Origin of the sequence: Enterobacter cloacae complex sp. 382A5, assembly GCF_050031095.1 — a bacterium.
GTDB classification, from domain to species: domain Bacteria; phylum Pseudomonadota; class Gammaproteobacteria; order Enterobacterales; family Enterobacteriaceae; genus Enterobacter; species Enterobacter cloacae.
Map to the genome: position 1 here is coordinate 1,382,304 of NZ_JBLGVK010000001.1, position 21,478 is coordinate 1,403,781.

The window sequence follows — 21,478 nt, forward strand, 5'->3', positions numbered from 1 at the left end:
AGTCGAAATTTTGACCGGGAATACGCTAATCCTTCGGGTGCTATGCTAAATATCGTGACACGCTACTGGTTTTACATCCAGTGTTTTTTACTGGCATTCCTGGCCACAACGAGTAAAATTACTCACCTGCCGCTTTTTACATCACCAGGTTGTCGCCCATGAGTAAACCGTTCAAACTGAATTCTGCTTTCCGTCCTTCTGGCGACCAGCCTGAGGCGATCCGTCGTCTTGAAGAGGGGCTGGAAGATGGGCTGGCACACCAGACGCTGCTGGGGGTGACCGGTTCGGGTAAAACCTTCACCATCGCCAACGTCATTGCGGATCTGCAACGCCCCACCATGGTGCTGGCGCCCAACAAAACGCTGGCGGCGCAGCTGTATGGCGAGATGAAAGAGTTCTTCCCGGAGAATGCCGTCGAGTATTTCGTCTCGTATTACGATTACTACCAGCCAGAAGCCTATGTGCCGAGCTCTGACACCTTCATCGAGAAAGATGCCTCGGTGAACGAACACATTGAGCAGATGCGTCTCTCGGCGACGAAGGCGCTGCTGGAACGTCGTGATGTGGTGGTGGTCGCGTCGGTGTCTGCCATCTACGGTCTGGGCGACCCGGATCTCTACCTCAAGATGATGCTGCACCTGACGCAGGGGATGATCATCGATCAGCGTGCGATTTTGCGCCGACTGGCGGAGCTGCAGTACACCCGTAACGACCAGGCGTTCCAGCGTGGTACGTTCCGCGTGCGCGGCGAGGTTATCGACATCTTCCCGGCGGAATCGGACGACATTGCCCTGCGCGTTGAGCTGTTTGACGAAGAGGTGGAACGCCTGTCGCTGTTCGACCCGCTCACCGGCCACGTCGAGTCCGTTATTCAGCGTTACACCATCTACCCGAAAACGCACTACGTAACGCCACGCGAGCGTATTGTGCAGGCGATTGAAGAGATCAAAGAGGAGCTGGCGGAACGCCGTAAGGTGCTGCTGGCGAACAATAAGCTGCTGGAAGAGCAACGCCTGAGCCAGCGTACCCAGTTCGATCTGGAGATGATGAACGAGCTGGGCTACTGCTCCGGCATCGAAAACTACTCCCGTTTCCTCTCTGGCCGTGGGCCGGGCGAGCCGCCGCCGACGTTGTTTGACTACCTTCCGGCGGACGGGTTACTGGTGATCGACGAATCCCACGTCACGATCCCGCAGATCGGCGGGATGTATCGCGGTGACCGCGCGCGTAAAGAGACGCTGGTGGAATACGGCTTCCGCCTGCCGTCGGCGCTGGACAACCGTCCGATGAAGTTTGAAGAGTTTGAAGCGCTGGCACCGCAAACCATTTACGTTTCGGCGACGCCGGGCAACTACGAGCTGGAGAAATCGGGCGATGAGGTGGTTGACCAGGTGGTTCGTCCGACAGGGCTGCTGGATCCGGTGATCGAAGTCCGTCCGGTTGCGACGCAGGTGGACGATCTGCTCTCCGAGATCCGCGCCCGTTCGGCAATCAACGAGCGCGTGCTGGTCACCACGTTGACCAAACGTATGGCGGAAGACCTGACTGAATATCTGGAAGAACACGGCGAGAAGGTGCGTTATCTGCACTCGGATATCGATACCGTGGAGCGTATGGAAATTATCCGCGACCTGCGCCTGGGCGAGTTTGACGTGCTGGTGGGGATCAACCTGTTGCGAGAAGGTCTGGATATGCCGGAAGTCTCGCTGGTGGCAATCCTCGACGCCGACAAAGAGGGCTTCCTGCGTTCAGAGCGCTCGCTGATCCAGACCATTGGCCGCGCCGCGCGTAACGTCAACGGTAAAGCGATTCTCTACGGCGATAAAATCACCCCGTCGATGGCGAAAGCGATTGGCGAAACGGAACGCCGTCGCGAGAAACAGCAGCGCTACAACGAAGAGCATGGCATTACGCCGCAGGGTCTGAACAAGAAGGTGGTGGATATTCTGGCCCTGGGTCAGAACATTGCGAAGACCAAAGCGAAAGGACGCGGCAAGGCGCGTTCCGTGGTGGAGGAAGATACCGTCGCGCTGACACCGAAAGCGCTGCAGCAGAAAATCCACGAGCTGGAAGCGCAGATGATGCAGCACGCCCAGAACCTGGAGTTCGAAGAGGCAGCGCAAATTCGCGACCAGCTGCATCAGCTGCGGGATCTTTTCATCGCCGCATCTTAGGTAAAGCAGCGTGTTTTCGCCCTCTCCCGGTGGGAGAGGGCCAGGATGGGTGCATCAGGCCGCACAAAACGAGCCTAACCCAACTCCTGAATCGCCTTCTCCAGCGCCTCACGCAACAAGTGACGGTCATGACGGTATTTGATATCGCTGGCCTCCAGCGGCTCCTGCACCACCACGCGATCGCCAATACCCGACACATCCACTTTCGGCCCGACCACGACACCATCGATGATTTTTTTACCGACGTACTGCTCCATCAGCTCCAGTTTATCCGCCAGCGACAGGCTGGCCGCTGCCGGACTCAATTCGCGGCCTAAATTACCGATGTACACCATCGGGGCGGGCGTTCTGCGCAGGGCCTGCGCCAGCTCTTTCACCAGTAAAATCGGCATCAGGCTGGTGTAAAAACTGCCCGGGCCAATCAGGATCAAATCCGCCTCGGCGATGGCCTCAACCGCTTCGCGCGTGGCGGGAACGGCCGGGTAAGTCATCAGCTCTTTTGGCGGCAGCGTAAGCTGATCAATATTCACTTCGCCGTACACTTCATGACCTTCTACGTCGATGGCCATCAAATCGACCGGTTGTTCAGACATCGGGATCAGGAACGCATCCACTTTGAGCAGATTGCGGATGAGATTGATCGCTTCCAGCGGGCGCACGCTCAGGTGATCCAGCGCTTTAAGCATCAAATTTCCAAGGTTATGCCCGGAAAGTTCCCCGTTACCGCCAAAACGGTACTCAAACATCGCCGAGGCGACGCTCGGTTCGGTAATTAACTGGTTCAGGCAGTTACGCATATCGCCCCAGGCAATGCCGCCTTCTGCGCGTCGGATCCGCCCCGTCGATCCGCCGTTATCCGTTGTTGTTACTATCCCTGTCAGTCTTGAGCCAAGGGATGACAAAGAGGACATCACCCGGCCCAGACCATGGCCTCCACCCAGTGCCACCACCCGGTCAAGATCCGCAAAAGTGCGATTGCGCATACCTATTCCTTATCACGTTCGATCTGCGTAACAGTAACCTAACTACCCCTAAAAGACGATGCCTCAGCCAGGGCAAAATGACGTATATCAATGCGAATCTGCTGTTTTGGCGTATTCTGTAACGAAAATGCACGATCAGGTCGCTATATACATGTTTATATAGCGTTAAGCGGTAATGGCGAAAGGGTGATTTACGCGCTACTATCGCCATAACCACGTTTTCAAATTTGAAAACATACACTCTAGCCCTGGTGCCTGTGTCGAAAGATATGGCGCCCTGGCCGTGGCAACTATGCCACCAGGGTACAGAAAGAAATGACTGTGCCTCCCGTATCTGGAAAGGTGTACATGGCTTCACAACTTACTGATGCTTTCGCGCGTAAGTTTTACTACTTACGTCTGTCGATTACCGATGTGTGCAACTTCCGTTGCACCTACTGTCTGCCCGACGGCTACAAACCGGGCAGCGTCACCAATAATGGCTTTCTCTCCGTGGATGAAGTTCGCCGCGTTACGCGCGCGTTCTCGGCACTCGGCACGGAAAAAGTGCGTCTGACCGGCGGAGAACCTTCGCTGCGCCGTGACTTCCCCGACATTATTGCCGCCGTGCGTGAAAACGAACGCATCCGTCAGATTGCGGTGACCACCAATGGCTACCGCATGGCGCGCGATGTCGCCACCTGGCGTGATGCGGGCTTAACGGCCATTAACGTCAGCGTGGACAGCCTGGATGCCCGTCAGTTTCATGCCATTACCGGCCAGGATAAATTCCAGCAGGTGATGGACGGTATTGATGCTGCGTTTACCGCCGGGTTCGATAAGGTCAAAGTCAACACCGTGCTGATGCGTGATGTAAACCATCATCAGCTGGACACCTTCCTGGCGTGGATCAAATCCCGCCCCATTCAACTGCGGTTTATTGAACTCATGGAGACGGGCGAGGGCAGCGAGCTGTTCCGCCGCCACCATATCTCCGGCATGGTGTTGCGCGATGAGCTGCTTAAACGCGGCTGGATCCACCAGATCCGCCAGCGCAGCGACGGCCCGGCGCAGGTCTTTTGTCACCCGGATTACGAAGGGGAGATTGGGCTTATCATGCCTTACGAGAAAGATTTCTGCGCCAGCTGTAACCGCCTGCGCGTCTCCTCGGTGGGCAAACTGCATCTCTGTCTGTTCGGGGATGGCGGCGTTAACCTTCGCGATCTGCTGGAAGACGATGCGCAACAGGCCGCGCTGGAAGCACGTATTTCTGAGGCGCTGACGCATAAAAAACAGACCCACTTCCTGCATCAGGGCAACACCGGCATTACTCAGAACCTGTCATACATTGGCGGGTAATCAGGCTTAAGAAGGAACCAGAAGATGAGTCAGGTCAGCGCGGAATTTATCCCGACACGTATTGCCATCCTTACCGTTTCCGACCGTCGTGGCGAAGAGGATGACACCTCCGGCCACTGGCTGCGCGAAGCCGCCCATGACGCCGGGCATAAGATCGTCGATAAAGCGATCGTCAAAGAGAACCGCTATGCCATACGCGCGCAGGTCTCCCAGTGGATTGCCAGCGATGAAGTGCAGGTGGTGTTGATCACCGGCGGCACCGGTTTTACCGCAAGCGACCAGGCGCCAGAGGCGCTTATCCCGCTGTTTGACCGCGAGGTAGAAGGCTTCGGCGAAGTGTTTCGCATGCTGTCGTTTGAAGAGATAGGTACCTCGACGCTGCAGTCACGTGCGGTGGCGGGCATGGCGAACGACACACTGATATTCGCCATGCCGGGCTCGACCAAAGCCTGCCGCACCGCGTGGGACAACATTATCGCCCCGCAGCTGGATGCCCGTACCCGTCCGTGTAATTTTCATCCCCATTTAAAGAAATAAGCTATGTCGCAACTGACCCACATTAACGCCGCTGGCGAAGCGCATATGGTGGACGTTTCTGCCAAGGCCGAAACGGTCCGCGAGGCGCGTGCCGAAGCGTTCGTTACCATGCTGCCAGACACCCTGGCGATGATTATCGACGGCAGCCACCATAAGGGTGATGTCTTTGCCACTGCCCGCATCGCCGGGATCCAGGCGGCGAAACGCACCTGGGACTTAATTCCGCTCTGCCACCCGCTGATGCTCAGCAAGGTGGAGGTCAATCTTCAGGCCCAGCCAGAGCACAACCGCGTGCGCATCGAATCGCTGTGTCGTTTAACCGGTAAAACGGGCGTGGAGATGGAAGCGCTGACGGCGGCGTCCGTTGCCGCGCTGACTATCTACGATATGTGCAAAGCGGTGCAGAAAGATATGGTGATTGGCCCGGTTCGTCTGCTGGCGAAAAGCGGCGGCAAATCCGGTGATTTTAAGGTGGACAGCCATGATTAAGGTGCTCTTTTTTGCCCAGGTGCGTGAACTGGTGAATACCGACAGCCTGACGCTGGAAGCGACGTTTAAAGACGTTGCCGCACTGCGTGCGCATCTGGCGGCGCAAAGCGACCGTTGGGCGCTGGCTCTGGATGAAGGGAAGCTGCTGGCCGCCGTCAACCAGACGCTGGTGGAGTTTACCCATCCGCTGGCGGCAGGTGATGAAGTGGCTTTCTTCCCACCGGTGACGGGGGGTTAAGATGGCTGATACGCGAATTCTGGTTAGCCCTGAGCGCTTTAACGTCGGTACGGAATATCACTGGCTGGCAGAGCGCGATGAAGACGGTGCTGTTGTGACCTTCACCGGTAAAGTGCGTAACCACAACCTTGGCGACAGCGTAAAAGCGCTGACGCTGGAACACTATCCGGGCATGACCGAGAAATCTCTGGCTGCGATCGTCGAAGAGGCGCGAGACCGCTGGCCGCTCGGGCGTGTGACCGTTATCCACCGCATCGGTGAGATGTGGCCGGGCGAGGAGATCGTTTTCGTGGGGGTGACCAGCGCCCATCGCGGCAGCGCGTTTGCCGCCGGGGAGTTCATCATGGATTACCTGAAAACCAAAGCCCCGTTCTGGAAACGTGAAGCGACGCCGGAGGGGGAGCGGTGGGTTGAATCGCGCGACAGCGACAAACAGGCCGCCAGCCGTTGGTAACAGGTTTATGTGGATGTGTTAGTCTTAACGTGTGTGTCTACTTAATCAGGAGTGAATCATGGACCGATTTCCGCGTTCCGATTCGATAGTACAGCAGACCCGTAGTGGCCTGCAGACGTATATGGCTCAGGTTTATGGCTGGATGACGGTAGGCTTACTGCTTACCGCATTTATCGCGTGGTATGCGGCCAATACCCCTGAACTGATGATGTTTATCTTTTCCAGCAAAATCACCTTCTTTGGGCTGATCATTGCGCAACTGGCACTGGTGTTTGTGCTCTCCGGTCTGGTACAGAAGCTGAGTGCCGGGATGGCGACCACCCTGTTTATGCTCTATTCGGCACTGACGGGGCTGACGCTTTCCAGCATTTTCATCGTCTATACCTACTCCTCTATTGCCAGCACCTTTGTGGTCACCGGCGGGATGTTTGGTGTGATGAGCCTGTACGGTTACACCACCAAACGTGACCTCAGCGGTCTTGGCAACATGCTGTTCATGGGGCTGATCGGGATTGTGCTGGCGTCGCTGGTGAACCTGTGGCTGAAGAGCGACGCGCTGATGTGGGCGGTAACCTATATCGGGGTGGTGATCTTCGTTGGCTTAACCGCCTACGACACCCAAAAGCTGAAAAACATCGGCGAGCAGATTGACGTGCGTGACAGTTCCAACCTGCGTAAATACTCAATTCTGGGCGCCCTGACGCTGTATCTGGACTTCATCAACCTGTTCCTGATGCTGCTGCGTATTTTCGGCAACCGTCGTTAAATACTGCCCCTCACCCTAACCCTCTCCCACAGGGAGAGGGCCGGGGTGAGGGCATCAGACCGCTGCGCCTATTTTGCCATCGCCTTCTCGTTCTTCGCTCTCAGTTTCTTCGCCCGGCTCTCAAGCACCAGATAACAGACCGTTGCCAGCGCCAGCGGCAGGAAGTAATAGAGCATGCGGTAGGCGAGCAGGGCGGCGATAATCGTCCCATGAGAAACATGTTCTCCGGCAAGAAGGGCGATAAATACCGCTTCCAGCACCCCAATCCCGGCCGGTATATGTACGATCACCCCGGCAATACTGCTCACCAGCAGCACCCCCAGCACGAAGAAATAATTCACATCTTCGCCAATGAGCAGCCAGATAATTGCCCCCATCGCCATCCAGTTGGCGCTGGAAACCGCCATCTGCAGCACGGCAAATTTCCATGAAGGTAAAACCAGCTTTTGCCCTTTGATGGTCATATGGCGGCGTCTGGCAAAGGCGCAGGCCCAGAGATACAGGGCGATAATGAGCAGGAGCGCGAAACCTAAAATCCGCAGCGTGGCTTCATCGATATACCAGTGTGCGGGCAACTGCACCACGCCGATGGTAAAGATCACCCCACCCAGCAGAATATAACCCAGCCAGTTGGTAGTGATGCTCAGCGAAAATATACGCGTGATGGTCCCACCGGGCAGTCCCAGGCGCGAGTACAGGCGATAGCGCATGCCAATCCCCCCGACCCAGGTGCTGAGCGTCAGGTTAAAGGCGTAGCAGATAAACGACACCAGCATGACCTGGCGTTTTGCCAGCTTGTGGCCACAGTAGGCGCGGCCCAGCAGGTCATAGCAGCCGTACATCAGATAGCTCACAATCACCAGCCCAACCGCTCCCAGCAGCACCATCCGGTTGTAGTTGCGGATGACTTTCCACACCTCTTCCCAGTCCACCTTTTGCGCGTAAACCACCAGCAGCACCGCAACGGCAATAAAAAACAGCCAGGTCAGGATCTTTTTCGCCATTCGCCAGCGTGGATGCGATTTAGGCATCAGGTTTTCCCTCCATCTTCCGCCTCAATGCGGTCCTGGGTTTCCATCTCGGGTTGAACAGGCGGATCCACCAGCGCAAGTTTTGGGGTATGCGCCGGCAGCCAGCCCACCATCGCCGGGAAATGGCGCAGGAAGTGGAACACCACTACGCTGATCCCCAGATTCCACCAGGTGCGTTTTGGCACCATGGACTCGTCCACGCGCACGCAGTCGTTGACGATCAGACCCTGCAGGTTATCCCGCAGGGTCTGGTTAAACTGGCGATCGTGAATGATCAGGTTCGCTTCCAGGTTGAGCGACAGGCTCAGCGGATCGAGGTTACTGGAGCCGACGGTCGCCCAGTGATCGTCCATCAGCGCGACTTTGCCGTGCAGCGGTCGGCGACGGTATTCGTAGATCTGCACTCCGCCTTTGAGCAGGTAGTTATAGAGCAGCCGAGCGCCGACTTTGACGATGGGCATATCCGGCTCGCCCTGCACAATCAGCTTCACGCGGACGCCGCGTCGGGCGGCACTGCGCATGGCGTGCAGCAGCCGGTAGCCCGGGAAGAAGTAGGCGTTGGCGATGATCACTTCGCGTTTGGCATTCGCCAGCATTTTCAGGTAGTGGCGCTCAATATCGTCCCGGTGCTCGCCGTTATCCCGCCAGACGAACAGCGCCTGCGCTTCGCCGGGCTTCCGGTTCTCTTCCGGGCGATGACGGCGCTTCCACCAGCGCCTGGCGGCCTCTTTGCCGGGCAAGTTTTCCAGTTCAAACAGCAAAATGTCCTGAACCACAGGCCCTTCGATGCGGATGGCGTAATCCTGCTTGGCCTCCGGGCCGTAGTCAGACATATGCTCGGCGGAGTAGTTAATGCCACCGACAAACGCCACCGTCTCATCAACGACGACGATTTTGCGGTGCATCCGGCGAAAGAGATTGGTACGCATACCGAACAGGCGAGGGCCGGGATCGTAGTAGCGGAACACAACGCCTGCGGCAGTGAGCTCATTCACGAACGCATCGCTAAGATCGGGCGAGCCATAGCCATCCAGCAGCGCTTCAATTTTGACGCCGCGCTGGGCGGCGCGCAGCAGCACGCTGTGCAACTGTTTGCCCACATCATCTTCAAACCAGATAAAGGTCTCGAGGATCACTTTATGCTGCGCGTGGTCTATCGCATCAAAAACGGCGGGGTAATATTCGTCCCCGTTGACCAGCAGCGTGATCCGGTTGCCTTCCTGCCAGGTACATTTCATAAGTGGATCTCCGCGCTCAGCGGGGCATGGTCGGAAAGGTGGCGCCAGTTAAGCAACGCCAGCGCGGTCGGGCTGCTGGCATGGGCGTTTTTCACATAAATGCGGTCAAGCCTCAGCAACGGGAAGCGCACCGGAAACGTGCGCGCAGGTCTGCCGTGCGCGCGGGTGAAAATCTCCTCCAGCCCGGCCTCCACCTTCAGAGGGTGGTTAGCCCGCTGCCGCCAGTCGTTGAAATCCCCGGCAATCACCACCGGCTCTCCTTCGGGCAGGGCGTTAGTCCACTCGGCCAGCATCTGCAGCTGTGCCTGGCGATGCGCTTCCCGCAGACCGAGATGCACACAGCCAACGTGCACCGGAAAATCGAGATCCGGCGGGGCGATACGGCAATACAGCAGCCCACGCTTTTCGCTTTCGCCGACGGAGACGTCCCGGTTCTCGTAATGTTCAATGGGATAACGCGACAGCACCGCATTTCCGTGATGCCCTTCAGGATAGACCGCATTGCGGCCGTAAGCGTAATCACTCCACATGGTGTCGGCCAGAAATTCGTAGTGGGGCGTGTCGGGCCAGTTTTCGAAGTGCATCGGATGGACCTCGTGCGCGCCCATCACTTCCTGCAGGCAGACAATGTCCGCGCTGACGGTGCGAACCGCGTCGCGCAGCTCCGGTAAAATGAAGCGGCGATTAAATGCTGTGAAGCCTTTATGAATGTTTATCGTCAGCACTTTAAGCGAGAAATGCTGCATTTTTTTGGTCATAAGCTCCTTCCTGAGTGACTATCCCAATGAAAATAAAGTGTAGTCGTCGTCACAAAAAGATGCGGTGTTACGGAATTTTCCGTAAAGTGCGGTAGTCTGATTAAGCAGAGAAAAATCCTTCAGGAGAGAAGCCATGAAGTGGCAACAACGTGTTCGTGTCGCAACGGGTCTAAGTTGCTGGCAGATAATGTTGCATTTACTGGTCGTGGCCGTACTGGTGATGGGCTGGATGAGCGGCACGCTGGTGCGTGTTGGCTTAGGACTATGCGTCCTCTATGGCGTCACCGTGCTGTCGATGTTGTTCCTGCAGCGCCATCATGAAGCGCGCTGGCGCGAGGTGGGTGATGTGCTCGAAGAGCTCACCACCACCTGGTACTTTGGTGCCGCAATGATTGTGCTGTGGCTGCTGTCCCGCGTGCTGCAAAACAACCTGCTGCTGGCGCTGGCCGGTCTGGCCATTCTTGCAGGGCCTGCGGTGGTCTCTTTGCTGGCCAAAGAGAAAAAGCTACGCAATGTTGCGTCTAAACATCGCGTACGCCACTGACCCCGTCGTGGCCGCTATGACCAGTAGCGGCCACAAACTTCCCCAGATAATATCCAGACTCGCATCCTTCAGATAAATTTGCTTGGTGATATCCGTAAAGTGACGAATCGGGTTTATCCACGTCAGATCCTGTAACCACACCGGCATATTCTCAACCGGCGAAACATACCCGGAGAGCAGGATGGCCGGCATCATAAAGACAAACACGCCAATAAACGCCTGCTGCTGCGTGGAGCAGAGCGCGGAAATCAGCAGGCCAAACCCGACCAGCGACAGCCCGTAGATCACCATCGTGAAGTAGAACAGCGCCAGCGACCCGGCGAACGGGATCTGGTAGGCCCAGATCCCCACACCCAGCACGATGGTGGCCTGGAACGTGGCAACAATCAGGGCGGGAACTGCTTTACCGACGAAAATTTGCCAGGTCGCCAGCGGGGAGACCAGCAGCTGATCGAGCGTACCTTGCTCGCGTTCGCGGGCGACGGACAGGGAGGTGACGATCATCACCCCAATGGTGGTGATCATGGCGATCAGCGACGGCACCACAAACCATTTGTAGTCCAGGTTTGGGTTGTACCAGTTACGTACCACCAGCTCGCTGTTGTTGGGCTTCGGTTTCCCCTCCATCAACTCCTGCTGATAATCCTTCACCACCTGTTGCAGATAATTCGCGGCAATCTGCGCGCTGTTGGAGTTACGCCCGTCGAGGATCAACTGCATGGGCGCGGGCTGGAAGGTGTCCAGATTGCGGGAAAAATCAGCCGGAAAACGCACCAGCAGCAGCGCTTTCTGGGTATCGATGGTGGGCTGGATCGCCTGTGGGCTTTTCAGCAGCAGGATATGGGTAAAAGCCTTCGCCCGGGCAAAGCGCTGGGTCAGCTCGACGGAATGTTTACCGTTGTCTTCGTTGTAAATCGCGATGGTGGCGTTGGTCACCTCAAGCGTGGCGGCAAAAGGGAACAGAAACACCTGGATGAGCACCGGCAACACCAGAATGGCGCGGGTTTGCGGCTCGCGCAGCAGCGATTGCAGCTCTTTGCGTATTAACGTCCATAAACGGTGAAACATGTTCGCTCCTTAATCCAGACGCCGTTTGGTTTTCATCCACGTCAGCCCAATAAACATCGCCGCCGACGCCAGCAAAAACAGGGTATTGATAATCAGCACTACCGGAATATTCCCCGCCAGGAACAGGCTTTGCAGCGTGCTGACGAAATAGCGCGCCGGAATTATGTAGGTCACGGCACGGATCACCGCGGGCATGCTGTCTATCTGGAAGATAAACCCGGACAACATAATCGACGGTAAAAAGGCGGCGTTCAGCGCCACCTGCGCGGCGTTAAACTGGTTGCGGGTGACGGTGGAGATGAGCAGCCCCATGCCCAACGTGCTCAGCAGGAACAGGCTGGTAATGAAAAAGAGCAGCACCAGCGAGCCGCGGTACGGCACCCCGAGGATAAACACCGAGACCAGCATACAGAGCAGCATCGCCAGCATGCCGAGGAAGTAGTAGGGGATAAGCTTACACAGCAGCAGCTCAAGGCGCGTCACTTCGGTTGAAAGCAGCGCCTCCATGGTGCCGCGCTCCCACTCGCGGGCAATCACCAGCGAGGTCAGGATTGCGCCAATCACCGTCATAATGATGGTGACCGCACCCGGGATAATAAAATGCTGGCTGATGGCGGCAGGGTTAAACCAGTAGCGCATCTGTACGTCGATCAGCGGTTCGAACGTTTCGCCCCGGTCTTCGGCGCGCTGCATCTGCCAGAGCTGCCAGATCCCCTCTACGTAGCCCTGGACAAAGTTGGCGGTATTCGGCTCGCTGCCGTCAGTGATCACCTGGATCGGTGCAGCGGTATCTGCCCGCGCCATGTTGGCGGCAAAATCGACCGGGATCACCACCAGACCGCGGATTTTCCCGGCCTGCATCTTCTGAACAAGCTCTTGCCGGTTGTCGCTGATGGTGGCGTCAATATAGGGCGAGCCGGTCATGGCGTGGGTGAAATCCAGCGCCTCTTCGCTCTGCTGCTCCAGTAATATCCCGACCCGCAGCTTGCTGGAGTCGAGGTTGATCCCATAGCCGAAGATAAACAGCAGCAGAAGCGGGATAACCACCGCAATCAGCCAGCTGCTGGGGTCACGCACGATCTGACGCGTCTCTTTGATGCACAGCGCGCGCACCCGGCGCCAGGAAATCGCGTTATTGCGCATCGGCATTCTCCTTATCCCAGTCGTGGATGAGGGTGATAAACGCCTGCTCCATGGTCGGGTCCGGCACCTCATCGTCTGCGGCCTGGGCTTTCAGGTCATCCGGCGTGCCGTGGGCAATCAGCTTGCCGCGATAGACCAGCCCGATACGGTCGCAATACTCCGCCTCGTCCATAAAGTGGGTGGTTACCATCACCGTTACCCCTTTCTCCACCATGCTGTTGATGTGTAGCCAGAACTCGCGGCGGGTGAGGGGATCAACACCTGACGTGGGTTCATCCAGAAACAGAATATCGGGCTCGTGCATCAGCGAGCAGGCCAGCGCCAGCCGCTGTTTGAAGCCAAGGGGCAGCTCATCCGTGGCGTGGGAAGCGATAGCTGTCAGGCCAAACGCCTCGCTCATGCGGTGGATTTTCTCGTCCTGGGCGCGCCCTCGCAGGCCGTAAACGCCGGAGAAAAAGCGCAGGTTCTGCTCGACCGTCAGGTTGCCGTACAGCGAGAACTTCTGCGCCATATACCCCAGATGCTGGCGCGCCTTGCCGGAGCTGACTTTCAAATCCATATCCAGTACCAGCGCTTTGCCGGACGTAGGCACCAGCAGGCCACACATCATCTTAAAGGTGGTGGATTTCCCCGCGCCGTTTGGCCCGAGCAGGCCAAAAATTTCACCGCGCTTCACCGCGAAATTGACGTTATCGGTGGCGGCGAAATCACCGAATTTTTTGGTCAGGGATTTGGCTTCGATCACCGTCTCACCCGGCGTACCTTCCACCGTGTGCAGGATCGCCCCGAGCGGCGATTCCGAAGTACCCGCTCCGCCCAGCAGATCGATAAACGCGTCCTCAAAGCGGGGAGCCGTCTCTTCCATCTCAATGTCAGGCATGCCCGGCGCGTGACGAATATCCGCTTCGGTCGCCTCTTTGGTCAGGATCACGCGCACCGAACGGCCCTGAATCATCCCGTCGCTGACCTGGGGCAGCTTAAGTACCCGTTGCAGCAGTTTGCGGTTCGACTCCTGCGGGCTGTGCATCAGGAAACTGCGTCCGGCCATGCTTTGCGTCAGCTTCGTCGGTTCTCCCTGATAAAGCAGCTCGCCTTCGTTCATCAGCAGCACATCGCGACACTGCTCGGCTTCATCCAGATAGGAGGTGCTCCAGAGGATCAGCATTCCGTCACCGGCCAGCTCGTGCACCATCTGCCACAGCTCGCGGCGTGAAATGGGGTCCACGCCCACGCCGGGCTCATCCAGCAGCAGCACTTTCGGCTCGCCGACCAGCGTACAGGCCAGCCCCAGCTTTTGCTTCATCCCGCCGGAGAGCTTGCCCGCCAGACGATCGGTGAAGGGACCGAGGGAGGTGAAGGACAGCAGACGGGCGAAAGTCTGCTGACGGGTTTCACCGGTCACGCTGCGCAGATCGGCGTACAGATTAAGGTTTTCCATCACCGTCAGGTCTTCATAGAGACCAAACTTCTGCGGCATATAGCCGAGCATGGCGTGGAGTGCACCGTCATCTTTAATCGGATCGAGTCCGAGCACGCTGGCCGCCCCTTCATCGGGCTTAAGCAGGCCTGCCAGCATCCGCATCAACGTGGTTTTGCCTGCGCCGTCCGGGCCAACCAGCCCGGTCACATAGCCTTTCTGGATGGTGCAGTTCAGCGGCGCGACGGCCGGTTTTTCCATGCCCGCGAAGCGTTTGACCAGATTGTCGAGCCGGATAACCGCGTCATTCATGTCGTTCCCCGCTGTTCACTTTTACGGTGACTGGCATGCCCTGGCGCAGCGCGTCGTCCGCATCGGTGACGATGATGCGCAGGCGATACACCAGGTCGGTACGCAGATCCGGCGTTTCCACCGTTTTTGGCGTGAATTCAGCGGTGGGCGAAACAAAGCCCACTTTGCCGTGATACGGCTTATCGGGACGACCGTCGGTATAGAGCAACAGTTCGCGACCCGGCTGCATCTGGCCGAGGTTTGGCTCATCAATGTAGGCGCGCACCCATACCGGACGGGTGAGCGACAGGGTTAAAACGGTGCTGCCGGCGTTGAGCATGCTGCCGGGCTCCACGGCGCGGGTCATCAGCGTGCCGTCAGACGGTGCCACCAGCGTGGTGTCATGCAGATCGAGCTCCGCCTGGGCCAGCTGGGCCTGCGCCTGTTCAAGGCTGGCTTTGGCCTGGGCGATGTCCTGCGGGCGGTTACCGGTGTGGTACTGACTCAGCTTGTCCTGCGCGGATTTCAGCGTTGCCTGAGCCTGATCGCGTGATGAACGGGCGTTTTCCAGATCGTTGGCCGAAATGGTGCGGCTTTTCCACAGCCCTTGCTGGCGGGCATAGAAATTCTGCGCATAGTCATAGGCCGCCTGCGCCTGTTTGACTGCGGCAGCAGCCTGGGCAATCTCTTCGTCACGATAACCGGCCAGCATCAGATCATATTGCGCCTGGGCGACGGAAACCCCGGCTTTTGCCTGCATCAGCGCGTTCTCGTAGGGCGCTTTATCAAGCATCCCCAGCGTCTGCCCGGTTTTGATGGTGTCGCCCTCATCCACGTTAAGCGACGCCAGCCGCCCCCCGACGCGGAAGCTCATATTCACGGTGCGAATATCAACGTTACCGTACAGCGTCAGGCCGCGATCCTGATGGCTTTGATACCACAGCCAGCCACCGACGCCTGCGGCAAGCAAAACAACAACCACCAGAATGATGGCGACAGGTTTTTTCATGACTTCAGGCTCCTTTGCGTTAAGCCTTGCAGGATCAGATCCAGATGACAGGTGATAACCTGGCTAATCTGCGCGGCTTTATCCTCATCAAATTGTGTCCAGCCGGTGCGTAACAGAATCGTTTCTCGCCCCAGACGGAAGGCCAGAATCTCACCCAGCAGGGCGTGGGTATGCAAAATCGTAGCGGTATCGTTGGCGTCTTGCCCGGTATAGGCCGCGATCAGCCGGGTCAGGTGCGTGTGCATCGGGGCAATCACCTGGTCATGCACCAGCTGGTAGGCGGCAGTGGGGAAGAGCTGTTCACGGGAGATAAATCGACTCAGGTTCAGCGTGTCGTCGTGCGTCAGCAGGCGGATCATGTTGTGGCAGGCGTTGAGGATCAGCTGGCGGATGGCGTCACGATCGGGCGACGGCTGGCTGAGCAGCGCGGTGGCTTCCTCCACGTGCGGGTGAAACTGCGTGCCAATAAAATCGGCGATACACTGGGCACAGGCGAGGTATAAATCCTCTTTTGAGCCAAAATAGTAGGGGATAGCCGCAATGTTTTGCCCGGCCTGCGCCGCGATATCCCGGGTGGTGGCGTGTAAGCCATACTCACCAAACTGCGCCAGCGCGGCAGCAATAAGCTGGCTTTTGGCCTGTTCGCCTTTAGAGGTTGTCGGGGTTGTATTCATAGCGGCATTAAAAATTAATCAATCGATTGATTAAGATTATGCCTGATTAGCGAAATCGTCGAGGGAAGGTGGAGGGATATTTTATGCGCCACGTCACAAAAGCTGCTACACTCCGCCCCTTCGCGACATTGTGGTTTTTGTCCTCCTAATTGTTATATCTCCCTGAAAACTACACCTGTGATGGTCGGGGCGGTTCGGAGTTTTTATGTCTTTTGATTCCCTTGGCCTGAACCCGGAAATTCTGCGCGCGATCGCAGAGCAGGGCTACGTTGAGCCAACCCCAATCCAGCAGCAGGCGATCCCTGCCGTTCTGCAGGGCCGTGACCTGATGGCCAGTGCCCAGACCGGGACCGGTAAAACCGCAGGCTTTACCCTGCCACTGTTAGAGCTGCTGGTAAAAAATCAGCCGCACGCGAAGGGGCGTCGCCCGGTTCGTGCGCTGATCCTCACCCCAACCCGCGAGCTGGCGGCGCAGATTGGCGAGAACGTGCGTGATTACAGCCGCTATCTCAACATTCGTTCGCTGGTGGTTTTCGGCGGTGTGAGCATTAACCCACAGATGATGAAACTGCGCGGCGGCGTGGACGTGCTGGTGGCAACGCCGGGCCGTCTGCTGGATCTGGAACATCAGAACGCCGTGAAGCTAGATAACGTCGAAATTCTGGTGCTGGACGAAGCCGACCGCATGCTCGACATGGGCTTTATCCACGATATTCGCCGCGTGCTGGCTAAGCTCCCGCCGCGCCGTCAGAACCTGCTGTTCTCCGCGACCTTCTCCGACGAGATCAAGCTGCTTGCTGAAAAACTGCTGCATAACCCGCTGGAAGTTGAAGTGGCGCGCCGCAACACCGCCTCTGAGCAGGTGACCCAGCACGTGCACTTCGTTGATAAAAAGCGTAAGCGGGAACTGCTCTCCCAGATGATTGGTCAGGGTAACTGGCAGCAGGTGCTGGTCTTTACCCGTACCAAGCACGGTGCAAACCACCTGGCGGAACAGCTGAACAAAGACGGTATTCGCAGTGCGGCTATCCACGGTAACAAGAGCCAGGGGGCGCGTACCCGTGCGCTGGCGGACTTTAAATCCGGTGATATCCGCGTGCTGGTAGCAACCGACATCGCTGCCCGTGGTCTGGACATTGAAGAGCTGCCGCACGTGGTGAACTACGAGCTGCCAAACGTGCCGGAAGATTATGTTCACCGTATCGGCCGTACCGGTCGTGCGGCGGCCACTGGCGAAGCGCTCTCGCTGGTCTGCGTGGATGAACACAAACTGCTGCGCGATATCGAACGTCTGCTGAAGAAAGAGATCCCGCGTATTGAAACGCCGGGATACGAAGTGGATCCGTCCATTAAAGCGGAGCCAATTCAGAATGGTCGCCAGCAGCGTGGCGGCGGTGGACGCGGTCAGGGCGGCGGCCGTGGTCAGCAGCAGCCACGCCGTGCCGAAGGCGGCGCGCCGAAGTCGGGTAATAAACCGCCTCGCCGCGACGGCGAAGGGAAACCGGCAGGAGAAGGGCAGCGCCGTCGCCGTCCGCGTAAACCGGCTAACCCACAGTAATCTGGAAGCCCGGCCGTAAAGCCGGGCTTTTCTTTTTGCGGCGACGAAAATAAAGTGCCACAATAGTGGCTGTTTATACAGTATTTCAGGTTTTCCGATGGCTTTAACCGCGGCGCTGAAAGCGCAGATTGGTGCCTGGTATAAGGCACTCCAGCAGCAGTTCCCCGACTTTATCCCCCGGGCACCACAGCGGCAGATGATTGCCGATGTGGCAAAAACGCTCGCCGGTGATGACGGGCGACATCTGGCGATTGAAGCGCCAACCGGGGTCGGTAAAACCCTCTCTTATTTAATCCCGGGCATCGCTATTGCGCGGGAAGAACAAAAGACGCTGGTGGTCAGCACCGCTAACGTGGCGCTACAGGATCAGATCTTCAGCAAAGACCTGCCGCTGCTGCGCAAAATTATCCCCGAGCTGCGTTTTACCGCCGCCTTTGGCCGCGGACGTTATGTCTGCCCGCGTAACCTGGCGGCGCTCGCCAGCAGTGAGCCCACCCAGCAGGATCTGCTGGCGTTTCTTGATGACGAACTGACGCCAAACAACAAGGCGGAGCAGGAACAGTGCGCGAAGCTGAAAGCCGATCTCGACAGCTACAGGTGGGACGGTTTGCGCGATCACACCAGCCAGGCCATCGGCGATGATTTATGGCGCAGGCTCAGCACCGATAAAGCCAGCTGCCTCAACCGTAACTGTCACTACTACCGCGAGTGCCCGTTTTTTGTCGCCCGGCGGGAGATCCAGGAAGCGGAAGTGGTGGTCGCCAATCATGCGCTGGTGATGGCGGCGCTGGAGAGCGAGGCGGTGCTGCCGGAGCCGAAAAACCTGCTGCTGGTGCTTGATGAAGGCCACCATTTGCCTGACGTAGCCCGGGATGTGCTGGAGATGAGTGCTGAAATCACGGCCCCGTGGTTCCGCCTGCAGCTCGATCTGTTCTGCAAGCTGGTGGCCACCTGCATGGAGCAGTTCCGTCCTAAAACCACGCCGCCGCTGGCGGTGCCCGAGCATCTGAGTGAACACTGTGAAGAGGTCTACGGCCTTATCGCATCCCTGAACAACATTCTGAATCTGTATCTCCCGGCGACTCAGGAGGCAGAGCACCGTTTTGCCATGGGGGAGCTGCCGGACGAAGTGATGGAGATTTGCCAGCAGCTGGCGAAGCATCTGGAAAAGCTGCGCGGCCTGGCAGAGATGTTCTTAAACGATCTCAGTGAAAAGACCGGCACCCATGACGTGGTGCGTTTGCACCGTATTCTGCTGCAAATGAACCGTGCGCTGGGCATGTTTGAAGCGCAAAGCAAACTCTGGCGGCTGGCCTCAATGGCGCAGGCGTCCGGCGCGCCGGTCACCAAATGGGCCACCCGCGAAGTGAGAGACGGGCAGGTACACCTCTTTTTCCACTGCGTGGGCATCCGCGTGGCCGATCAGCTGGAAAAGCTGATCTGGCGCAGCGTGCCGCACGTGGTGGTAACGTCAGCGACCTTGCGTTCCCTGAACAGCTTCTCGCGGTTGCAGGAGATGAGCGGCCTGAAGGAAAAAGCGGGGGACCGCTTCGTGGCGCTGGACTCGCCGTTTAATCACTGCGAACAGGGCAAGCTGGTGATCCCGCGCATGCGCTATGAGCCGCTTATCGATAACGAAGAGCAGCATATTGCCGAAATGGCCGCCTATTTCCGCGAACAGCTGGAGAGTAAAAAATACCCCGGCATGCTGGTGCTGTTTGCCAGCGGACGCGCCATGCAGCGCTTTCTGGAACATGTTACCGATCTGCGTTTACTGTTGCTGGTGCAGGGCGATCAGCCGCGCTATCGGCTGGTAGAGCTCCACCGCCAGCGCATCGATAACGGCGAGCGCAGCGTGCTGGTGGGGTTACAGTCTTTTGCGGAAGGTCTGGATCTGAAGGGCGACTATCTGACCCAGGTGCATATTCACAAAATTGCCTTCCCGCCCATCGACAGCCCGGTGGTGATCACCGAGGGAGAATGGCTGAAAAGCCTCAACCGCTATCCGTTTGAGGTACAAAGTCTTCCGGCGGCGTCGTTTAACCTGATTCAGCAGGTGGGTCGTCTGATTCGTAGCCACGGCTGCTGGGGCGAAGTGGTGATCTATGACAAGCGTCTGCTCACCAAAAACTATGGTCAGCGCCTGCTGAATGCCCTGCCGGTGTTCCCGATAGAACAGCCGGAGGTGCCTGAAATAAAAAAACGCCCGGCAAAACAGACTGCCGGGCGTCGGAAAAGCATCCGTGCTAAGGGGCGCGGTCCTACTGGTAAGTAAAGGTGGCCTGAACAACGCTGTTGAAGGTACCCGCCGTCACAGGCAGGGCGGTAGCGTAATAGCGTGCCGCCATAGGAAAATCGGCGGTGTGGGTACCGGCGTCAATCACCACGCTGAAGCGGGCTTCGGGGGCAAGCACGATGTAATCCAGACGGTCGGCCAGCTCTAATGCCACCCCTTTGGCGGTGCCACTATTGGCGAATTTAAAGGGGTGGTCCGTATCGCGGGGGCCGTCAACGCTGATGGTGGCAACCGTCAGCGTGGGCGGACAATTGGTGAGCTTTAAATCGAAGTTTTTCCACGGGCCGGTGTCGCCGATATCCTTAAAATCACTGGCGACGGCCTGTCCCAGATCCACCACCATGTTCTGGCTGGCGCTGTCTACCTGGCAGGTGGTGTCGTAAATATTCCCTTCGATATTGAGCGTGACGTCGGTCGCGCCCGCTGAGAGGCTCGTCAGAGCGAGCAAAAGGGATAACGTTTTCATCTTCGCTCCGTTACTGGTATTCAAGATCGATGGTGGCAATCGTATTGGCTTTCCCCGCTGTGACGCTGGCATCCGTCTGGTAATACTGCACCGCGAAGGGGATCACATCCGGAACGCCTGGTTCGGCTCTTCCACCCACCGGGATTGGGTAGTCGTATTTAAGATCGACACCGTCAAGCAGCATTCTCACCCCCACGCCCGTGGCGCTGTCGCTGCCGGGCGTCAGGTTCAGGACATCTGCATACTGGCTGTTGATGCCATTTGCGCTGGTTACCGAGGCCGTAAGATTGACCTCTTCGGTACAGGTGGCGGTGATGTTGAAATACTTCCAGGCCGTATAGCTGCCCACGTGGGTAAATTGCGACACCGGGAAATTGCCGAGGGTCACCGTCAGATTTAGCGGATCAATAGAACAGGTCGCCGTTCTTTCGCTGACCGTGGCGGAATAGTGGCTGGTATTACGTGCACCAGAAATCCCCACAGAGTTAAAAACCCCGAATCCATAGGGATCCTGCGCGAGCGAAAGGGTACCGCTGCCGATATGTGATGCCGTTTTGATTAACCGCTGGGTGTAGCTGAAAGAAAATGTTTGTCCGCTGTCGCTGCTGACCGTCCCAATGGGCGTGGCGGTTGTATCGCATGAGTACCCTTTGCCGCGAACGATCTGCCCGCTGCTGTTCAGAAGCTCAATGCCGATGCCGTCAACATTGGTGGTATACACGCCCGGCATGCCAGGCACTTCCGTTCCCGTTCCGTAATAGCAGGAAATAAGGGTGTGATTCGTCATCGTGCCGGTACAGCTGCCGTTAACGGTATGGGTCTTTGCCGAACCCGGGATGACGCCGCCAATATCGAGTGTTGTGGGTACAGAAAGCGTGCCCGCATCAAGGGTATAAGGCAGATCGGCGCTGTCACAGGAGGTTGCCGCCTGGGCATGCGGCACCAGACACGCGCTCGTGAGTAAAACCAGCAGTGCGAAGACATATCTACACATGTTCATTTTTTC

At 57.6% G+C, this 21,478-nt stretch carries 21 protein-coding genes and 1 riboswitch; of the genes, 10 read left to right on the plus strand and 11 right to left on the minus strand.

Annotation, left to right across the window (positions count from 1 at the left end; all coding sequences use genetic code 11):
- Nucleotides 1-158: 158 nt before the first annotated feature.
- Complete coding sequence (gene uvrB / locus ACQG2G_RS06540; protein WP_061771603.1) at nucleotides 159-2,174, plus strand: excinuclease ABC subunit UvrB; 2,016 nt, start codon at nucleotides 159-161, stop codon at nucleotides 2,172-2,174.
- 74 nt (nucleotides 2,175-2,248) lie between these two features.
- Here uvrB and yvcK read toward each other — a convergent pair whose 3' ends face one another.
- Nucleotides 2,249-3,157 carry a uridine diphosphate-N-acetylglucosamine-binding protein YvcK gene (gene yvcK, locus ACQG2G_RS06545; RefSeq protein WP_058650925.1) on the minus strand — a complete coding sequence of 303 codons (909 nt, stop codon included), beginning with the start codon at nucleotides 3,155-3,157 and terminating at the stop codon, nucleotides 2,249-2,251.
- A gap of 226 nt (nucleotides 3,158-3,383) precedes the next feature.
- Nucleotides 3,384-3,518: riboswitch (molybdenum cofactor riboswitch) on the plus strand.
- Here yvcK and moaA point away from each other — a divergent pair.
- The 6 genes from moaA (at nucleotide 3,506) to ACQG2G_RS06575 (ending at nucleotide 6,979) form a co-directional block, all read left to right on the plus strand.
- Nucleotides 3,506-4,495, plus strand: a complete 990-nt coding sequence (gene moaA / locus ACQG2G_RS06550) for a GTP 3',8-cyclase MoaA (protein ID WP_058680904.1) — start codon at nucleotides 3,506-3,508, stop codon at nucleotides 4,493-4,495. Its footprint overlaps the riboswitch before it by 13 nt.
- 24 nt (nucleotides 4,496-4,519) lie before the next feature.
- The gene (moaB, locus tag ACQG2G_RS06555) at nucleotides 4,520-5,032 is read left to right on the plus strand and encodes a molybdenum cofactor biosynthesis protein B (RefSeq protein ID WP_061771604.1); all 513 of its coding nucleotides are present in this window, start codon (nucleotides 4,520-4,522) and stop codon (nucleotides 5,030-5,032) included.
- Between the two features lie 3 nt (nucleotides 5,033-5,035).
- Nucleotides 5,036-5,521: a cyclic pyranopterin monophosphate synthase MoaC gene (gene moaC, locus ACQG2G_RS06560; RefSeq protein WP_013097492.1), complete on the plus strand. Its 486-nt coding sequence runs from the start codon at nucleotides 5,036-5,038 to the stop codon at nucleotides 5,519-5,521.
- Nucleotides 5,514-5,759 (plus strand): molybdopterin synthase sulfur carrier subunit, encoded by a 246-nt coding sequence (gene moaD, locus ACQG2G_RS06565; protein WP_013097491.1) that lies wholly within the window; start codon nucleotides 5,514-5,516, stop codon nucleotides 5,757-5,759. Before moaC ends, moaD begins: the two co-directional genes overlap by 8 nt.
- A 1-nt stretch (nucleotide 5,760) precedes the next feature.
- Nucleotides 5,761-6,213 carry a molybdopterin synthase catalytic subunit MoaE gene (gene moaE / locus ACQG2G_RS06570; protein WP_058660634.1) on the plus strand — a complete coding sequence of 151 codons (453 nt, stop codon included), beginning with the start codon at nucleotides 5,761-5,763 and terminating at the stop codon, nucleotides 6,211-6,213.
- Nucleotides 6,214-6,271: 58 nt separating this feature from the next.
- Nucleotides 6,272-6,979 carry a Bax inhibitor-1/YccA family protein gene (locus ACQG2G_RS06575; protein WP_014831151.1) on the plus strand — a complete coding sequence of 236 codons (708 nt, stop codon included), beginning with the start codon at nucleotides 6,272-6,274 and terminating at the stop codon, nucleotides 6,977-6,979.
- A gap of 68 nt (nucleotides 6,980-7,047) precedes the next feature.
- Here ACQG2G_RS06575 and ACQG2G_RS06580 read toward each other — a convergent pair whose 3' ends face one another.
- Genes ACQG2G_RS06580 through ACQG2G_RS06590 form a run of 3 tightly spaced genes read right to left on the minus strand, consistent with a single transcriptional unit; the run spans nucleotide 7,048 to nucleotide 10,006 of the window.
- Nucleotides 7,048-8,010, minus strand: a complete 963-nt coding sequence (locus ACQG2G_RS06580; RefSeq protein WP_061771605.1) for a lysylphosphatidylglycerol synthase domain-containing protein — start codon at nucleotides 8,008-8,010, stop codon at nucleotides 7,048-7,050.
- On the minus strand, nucleotides 8,010-9,248 hold the full coding sequence (clsB, locus tag ACQG2G_RS06585) for a cardiolipin synthase ClsB (protein ID WP_020684983.1): 1,239 nt from the start codon (nucleotides 9,246-9,248) through the stop codon (nucleotides 8,010-8,012). Before clsB ends, ACQG2G_RS06580 begins: the two co-directional genes overlap by 1 nt.
- The gene (locus ACQG2G_RS06590; RefSeq protein ID WP_013097486.1) at nucleotides 9,245-10,006 is read right to left on the minus strand and encodes an endonuclease/exonuclease/phosphatase family protein; all 762 of its coding nucleotides are present in this window, start codon (nucleotides 10,004-10,006) and stop codon (nucleotides 9,245-9,247) included. The genes clsB and ACQG2G_RS06590 overlap by 4 nt, the downstream gene beginning before the upstream one ends.
- A 133-nt stretch (nucleotides 10,007-10,139) precedes the next feature.
- Here ACQG2G_RS06590 and ACQG2G_RS06595 point away from each other — a divergent pair, with 133 nt between their 5' ends.
- Nucleotides 10,140-10,550: a YbhQ family protein gene (locus ACQG2G_RS06595; protein ID WP_014831155.1), complete on the plus strand. Its 411-nt coding sequence runs from the start codon at nucleotides 10,140-10,142 to the stop codon at nucleotides 10,548-10,550.
- On the opposite strand, the gene ACQG2G_RS06600 is transcribed toward ACQG2G_RS06595, so the two are convergent.
- From ACQG2G_RS06600 to cecR, 5 genes are read right to left on the minus strand one after another with little or no spacing between them, the layout of a single operon-like run.
- On the minus strand, nucleotides 10,512-11,618 hold the full coding sequence (locus ACQG2G_RS06600; RefSeq protein ID WP_014831156.1) for an ABC transporter permease: 1,107 nt from the start codon (nucleotides 11,616-11,618) through the stop codon (nucleotides 10,512-10,514). The genes ACQG2G_RS06595 and ACQG2G_RS06600 overlap by 39 nt on opposite strands.
- Before the next feature lie 9 nt (nucleotides 11,619-11,627).
- The gene (locus ACQG2G_RS06605) at nucleotides 11,628-12,761 is read right to left on the minus strand and encodes an ABC transporter permease (RefSeq protein ID WP_348595930.1); all 1,134 of its coding nucleotides are present in this window, start codon (nucleotides 12,759-12,761) and stop codon (nucleotides 11,628-11,630) included.
- Complete coding sequence (locus ACQG2G_RS06610) at nucleotides 12,751-14,490, minus strand: ATP-binding cassette domain-containing protein (RefSeq protein ID WP_013097482.1); 1,740 nt, start codon at nucleotides 14,488-14,490, stop codon at nucleotides 12,751-12,753. The genes ACQG2G_RS06605 and ACQG2G_RS06610 overlap by 11 nt, the downstream gene beginning before the upstream one ends.
- Nucleotides 14,483-15,478 (minus strand): secretion protein HlyD, encoded by a 996-nt coding sequence (gene hlyD / locus ACQG2G_RS06615; RefSeq protein ID WP_013097481.1) that lies wholly within the window; start codon nucleotides 15,476-15,478, stop codon nucleotides 14,483-14,485. The genes ACQG2G_RS06610 and hlyD overlap by 8 nt, the downstream gene beginning before the upstream one ends.
- Nucleotides 15,475-16,152 (minus strand): transcriptional regulator CecR, encoded by a 678-nt coding sequence (cecR, locus tag ACQG2G_RS06620; protein ID WP_348595929.1) that lies wholly within the window; start codon nucleotides 16,150-16,152, stop codon nucleotides 15,475-15,477. The genes hlyD and cecR overlap by 4 nt, the downstream gene beginning before the upstream one ends.
- 205 nt (nucleotides 16,153-16,357) lie before the next feature.
- Between cecR and rhlE the strand changes: the two genes are divergently transcribed.
- On the plus strand, nucleotides 16,358-17,710 hold the full coding sequence (gene rhlE, locus ACQG2G_RS06625) for an ATP-dependent RNA helicase RhlE (RefSeq protein ID WP_262786518.1): 1,353 nt from the start codon (nucleotides 16,358-16,360) through the stop codon (nucleotides 17,708-17,710).
- A gap of 97 nt (nucleotides 17,711-17,807) precedes the next feature.
- Nucleotides 17,808-19,985, plus strand: coding sequence for an ATP-dependent DNA helicase DinG (gene dinG, locus ACQG2G_RS06630; RefSeq protein WP_348595928.1), 2,178 nt, complete (start codon nucleotides 17,808-17,810; stop codon nucleotides 19,983-19,985).
- Here the strand turns inward: dinG and ACQG2G_RS06635 are convergent.
- Both ACQG2G_RS06635 and ACQG2G_RS06640 read right to left on the minus strand, forming a co-directional pair.
- Complete coding sequence (locus ACQG2G_RS06635) at nucleotides 19,972-20,472, minus strand: fimbrial protein (protein ID WP_038984985.1); 501 nt, start codon at nucleotides 20,470-20,472, stop codon at nucleotides 19,972-19,974. The genes dinG and ACQG2G_RS06635 overlap by 14 nt on opposite strands.
- Nucleotides 20,473-20,482: 10 nt before the next feature.
- Nucleotides 20,483-21,472 (minus strand): fimbrial protein, encoded by a 990-nt coding sequence (locus ACQG2G_RS06640; protein ID WP_028027902.1) that lies wholly within the window; start codon nucleotides 21,470-21,472, stop codon nucleotides 20,483-20,485.
- Nucleotides 21,473-21,478: the final 6 nt, after the last annotated feature.

What these genes read in the sequence shown, in the direction of transcription:
- ACQG2G_RS06590 (WP_013097486.1), bottom strand. Translation starts at nt 10,006, where the DNA reads ATGACCAAAAAAATGCAGCATTTCTCGCTTAAAGTGCTGACGATAAAC.
- uvrB (WP_061771603.1), top strand. Translation starts at nt 159, where the DNA reads ATGAGTAAACCGTTCAAACTGAATTCTGCTTTCCGTCCTTCTGGCGAC.
- ACQG2G_RS06635 (WP_038984985.1), bottom strand. Translation starts at nt 20,472, where the DNA reads ATGAAAACGTTATCCCTTTTGCTCGCTCTGACGAGCCTCTCAGCGGGC.
- moaC (WP_013097492.1), top strand. Translation starts at nt 5,036, where the DNA reads ATGTCGCAACTGACCCACATTAACGCCGCTGGCGAAGCGCATATGGTG.
- moaA (WP_058680904.1), top strand. Translation starts at nt 3,506, where the DNA reads ATGGCTTCACAACTTACTGATGCTTTCGCGCGTAAGTTTTACTACTTA.
- moaE (WP_058660634.1), top strand. Translation starts at nt 5,761, where the DNA reads ATGGCTGATACGCGAATTCTGGTTAGCCCTGAGCGCTTTAACGTCGGT.
- dinG (WP_348595928.1), top strand. Translation starts at nt 17,808, where the DNA reads ATGGCTTTAACCGCGGCGCTGAAAGCGCAGATTGGTGCCTGGTATAAG.
- moaB (WP_061771604.1), top strand. Translation starts at nt 4,520, where the DNA reads ATGAGTCAGGTCAGCGCGGAATTTATCCCGACACGTATTGCCATCCTT.
- yvcK (WP_058650925.1), bottom strand. Translation starts at nt 3,157, where the DNA reads ATGCGCAATCGCACTTTTGCGGATCTTGACCGGGTGGTGGCACTGGGT.
- ACQG2G_RS06640 (WP_028027902.1), bottom strand. Translation starts at nt 21,472, where the DNA reads ATGAACATGTGTAGATATGTCTTCGCACTGCTGGTTTTACTCACGAGC.
- ACQG2G_RS06610 (WP_013097482.1), bottom strand. Translation starts at nt 14,490, where the DNA reads ATGAATGACGCGGTTATCCGGCTCGACAATCTGGTCAAACGCTTCGCG.
- moaD (WP_013097491.1), top strand. Translation starts at nt 5,514, where the DNA reads ATGATTAAGGTGCTCTTTTTTGCCCAGGTGCGTGAACTGGTGAATACC.
- hlyD (WP_013097481.1), bottom strand. Translation starts at nt 15,478, where the DNA reads ATGAAAAAACCTGTCGCCATCATTCTGGTGGTTGTTGTTTTGCTTGCC.
- rhlE (WP_262786518.1), top strand. Translation starts at nt 16,358, where the DNA reads ATGTCTTTTGATTCCCTTGGCCTGAACCCGGAAATTCTGCGCGCGATC.
- ACQG2G_RS06575 (WP_014831151.1), top strand. Translation starts at nt 6,272, where the DNA reads ATGGACCGATTTCCGCGTTCCGATTCGATAGTACAGCAGACCCGTAGT.
- ACQG2G_RS06600 (WP_014831156.1), bottom strand. Translation starts at nt 11,618, where the DNA reads ATGTTTCACCGTTTATGGACGTTAATACGCAAAGAGCTGCAATCGCTG.
- ACQG2G_RS06595 (WP_014831155.1), top strand. Translation starts at nt 10,140, where the DNA reads ATGAAGTGGCAACAACGTGTTCGTGTCGCAACGGGTCTAAGTTGCTGG.
- ACQG2G_RS06580 (WP_061771605.1), bottom strand. Translation starts at nt 8,010, where the DNA reads ATGCCTAAATCGCATCCACGCTGGCGAATGGCGAAAAAGATCCTGACC.
- ACQG2G_RS06605 (WP_348595930.1), bottom strand. Translation starts at nt 12,761, where the DNA reads ATGCGCAATAACGCGATTTCCTGGCGCCGGGTGCGCGCGCTGTGCATC.
- cecR (WP_348595929.1), bottom strand. Translation starts at nt 16,152, where the DNA reads ATGAATACAACCCCGACAACCTCTAAAGGCGAACAGGCCAAAAGCCAG.
- clsB (WP_020684983.1), bottom strand. Translation starts at nt 9,248, where the DNA reads ATGAAATGTACCTGGCAGGAAGGCAACCGGATCACGCTGCTGGTCAAC.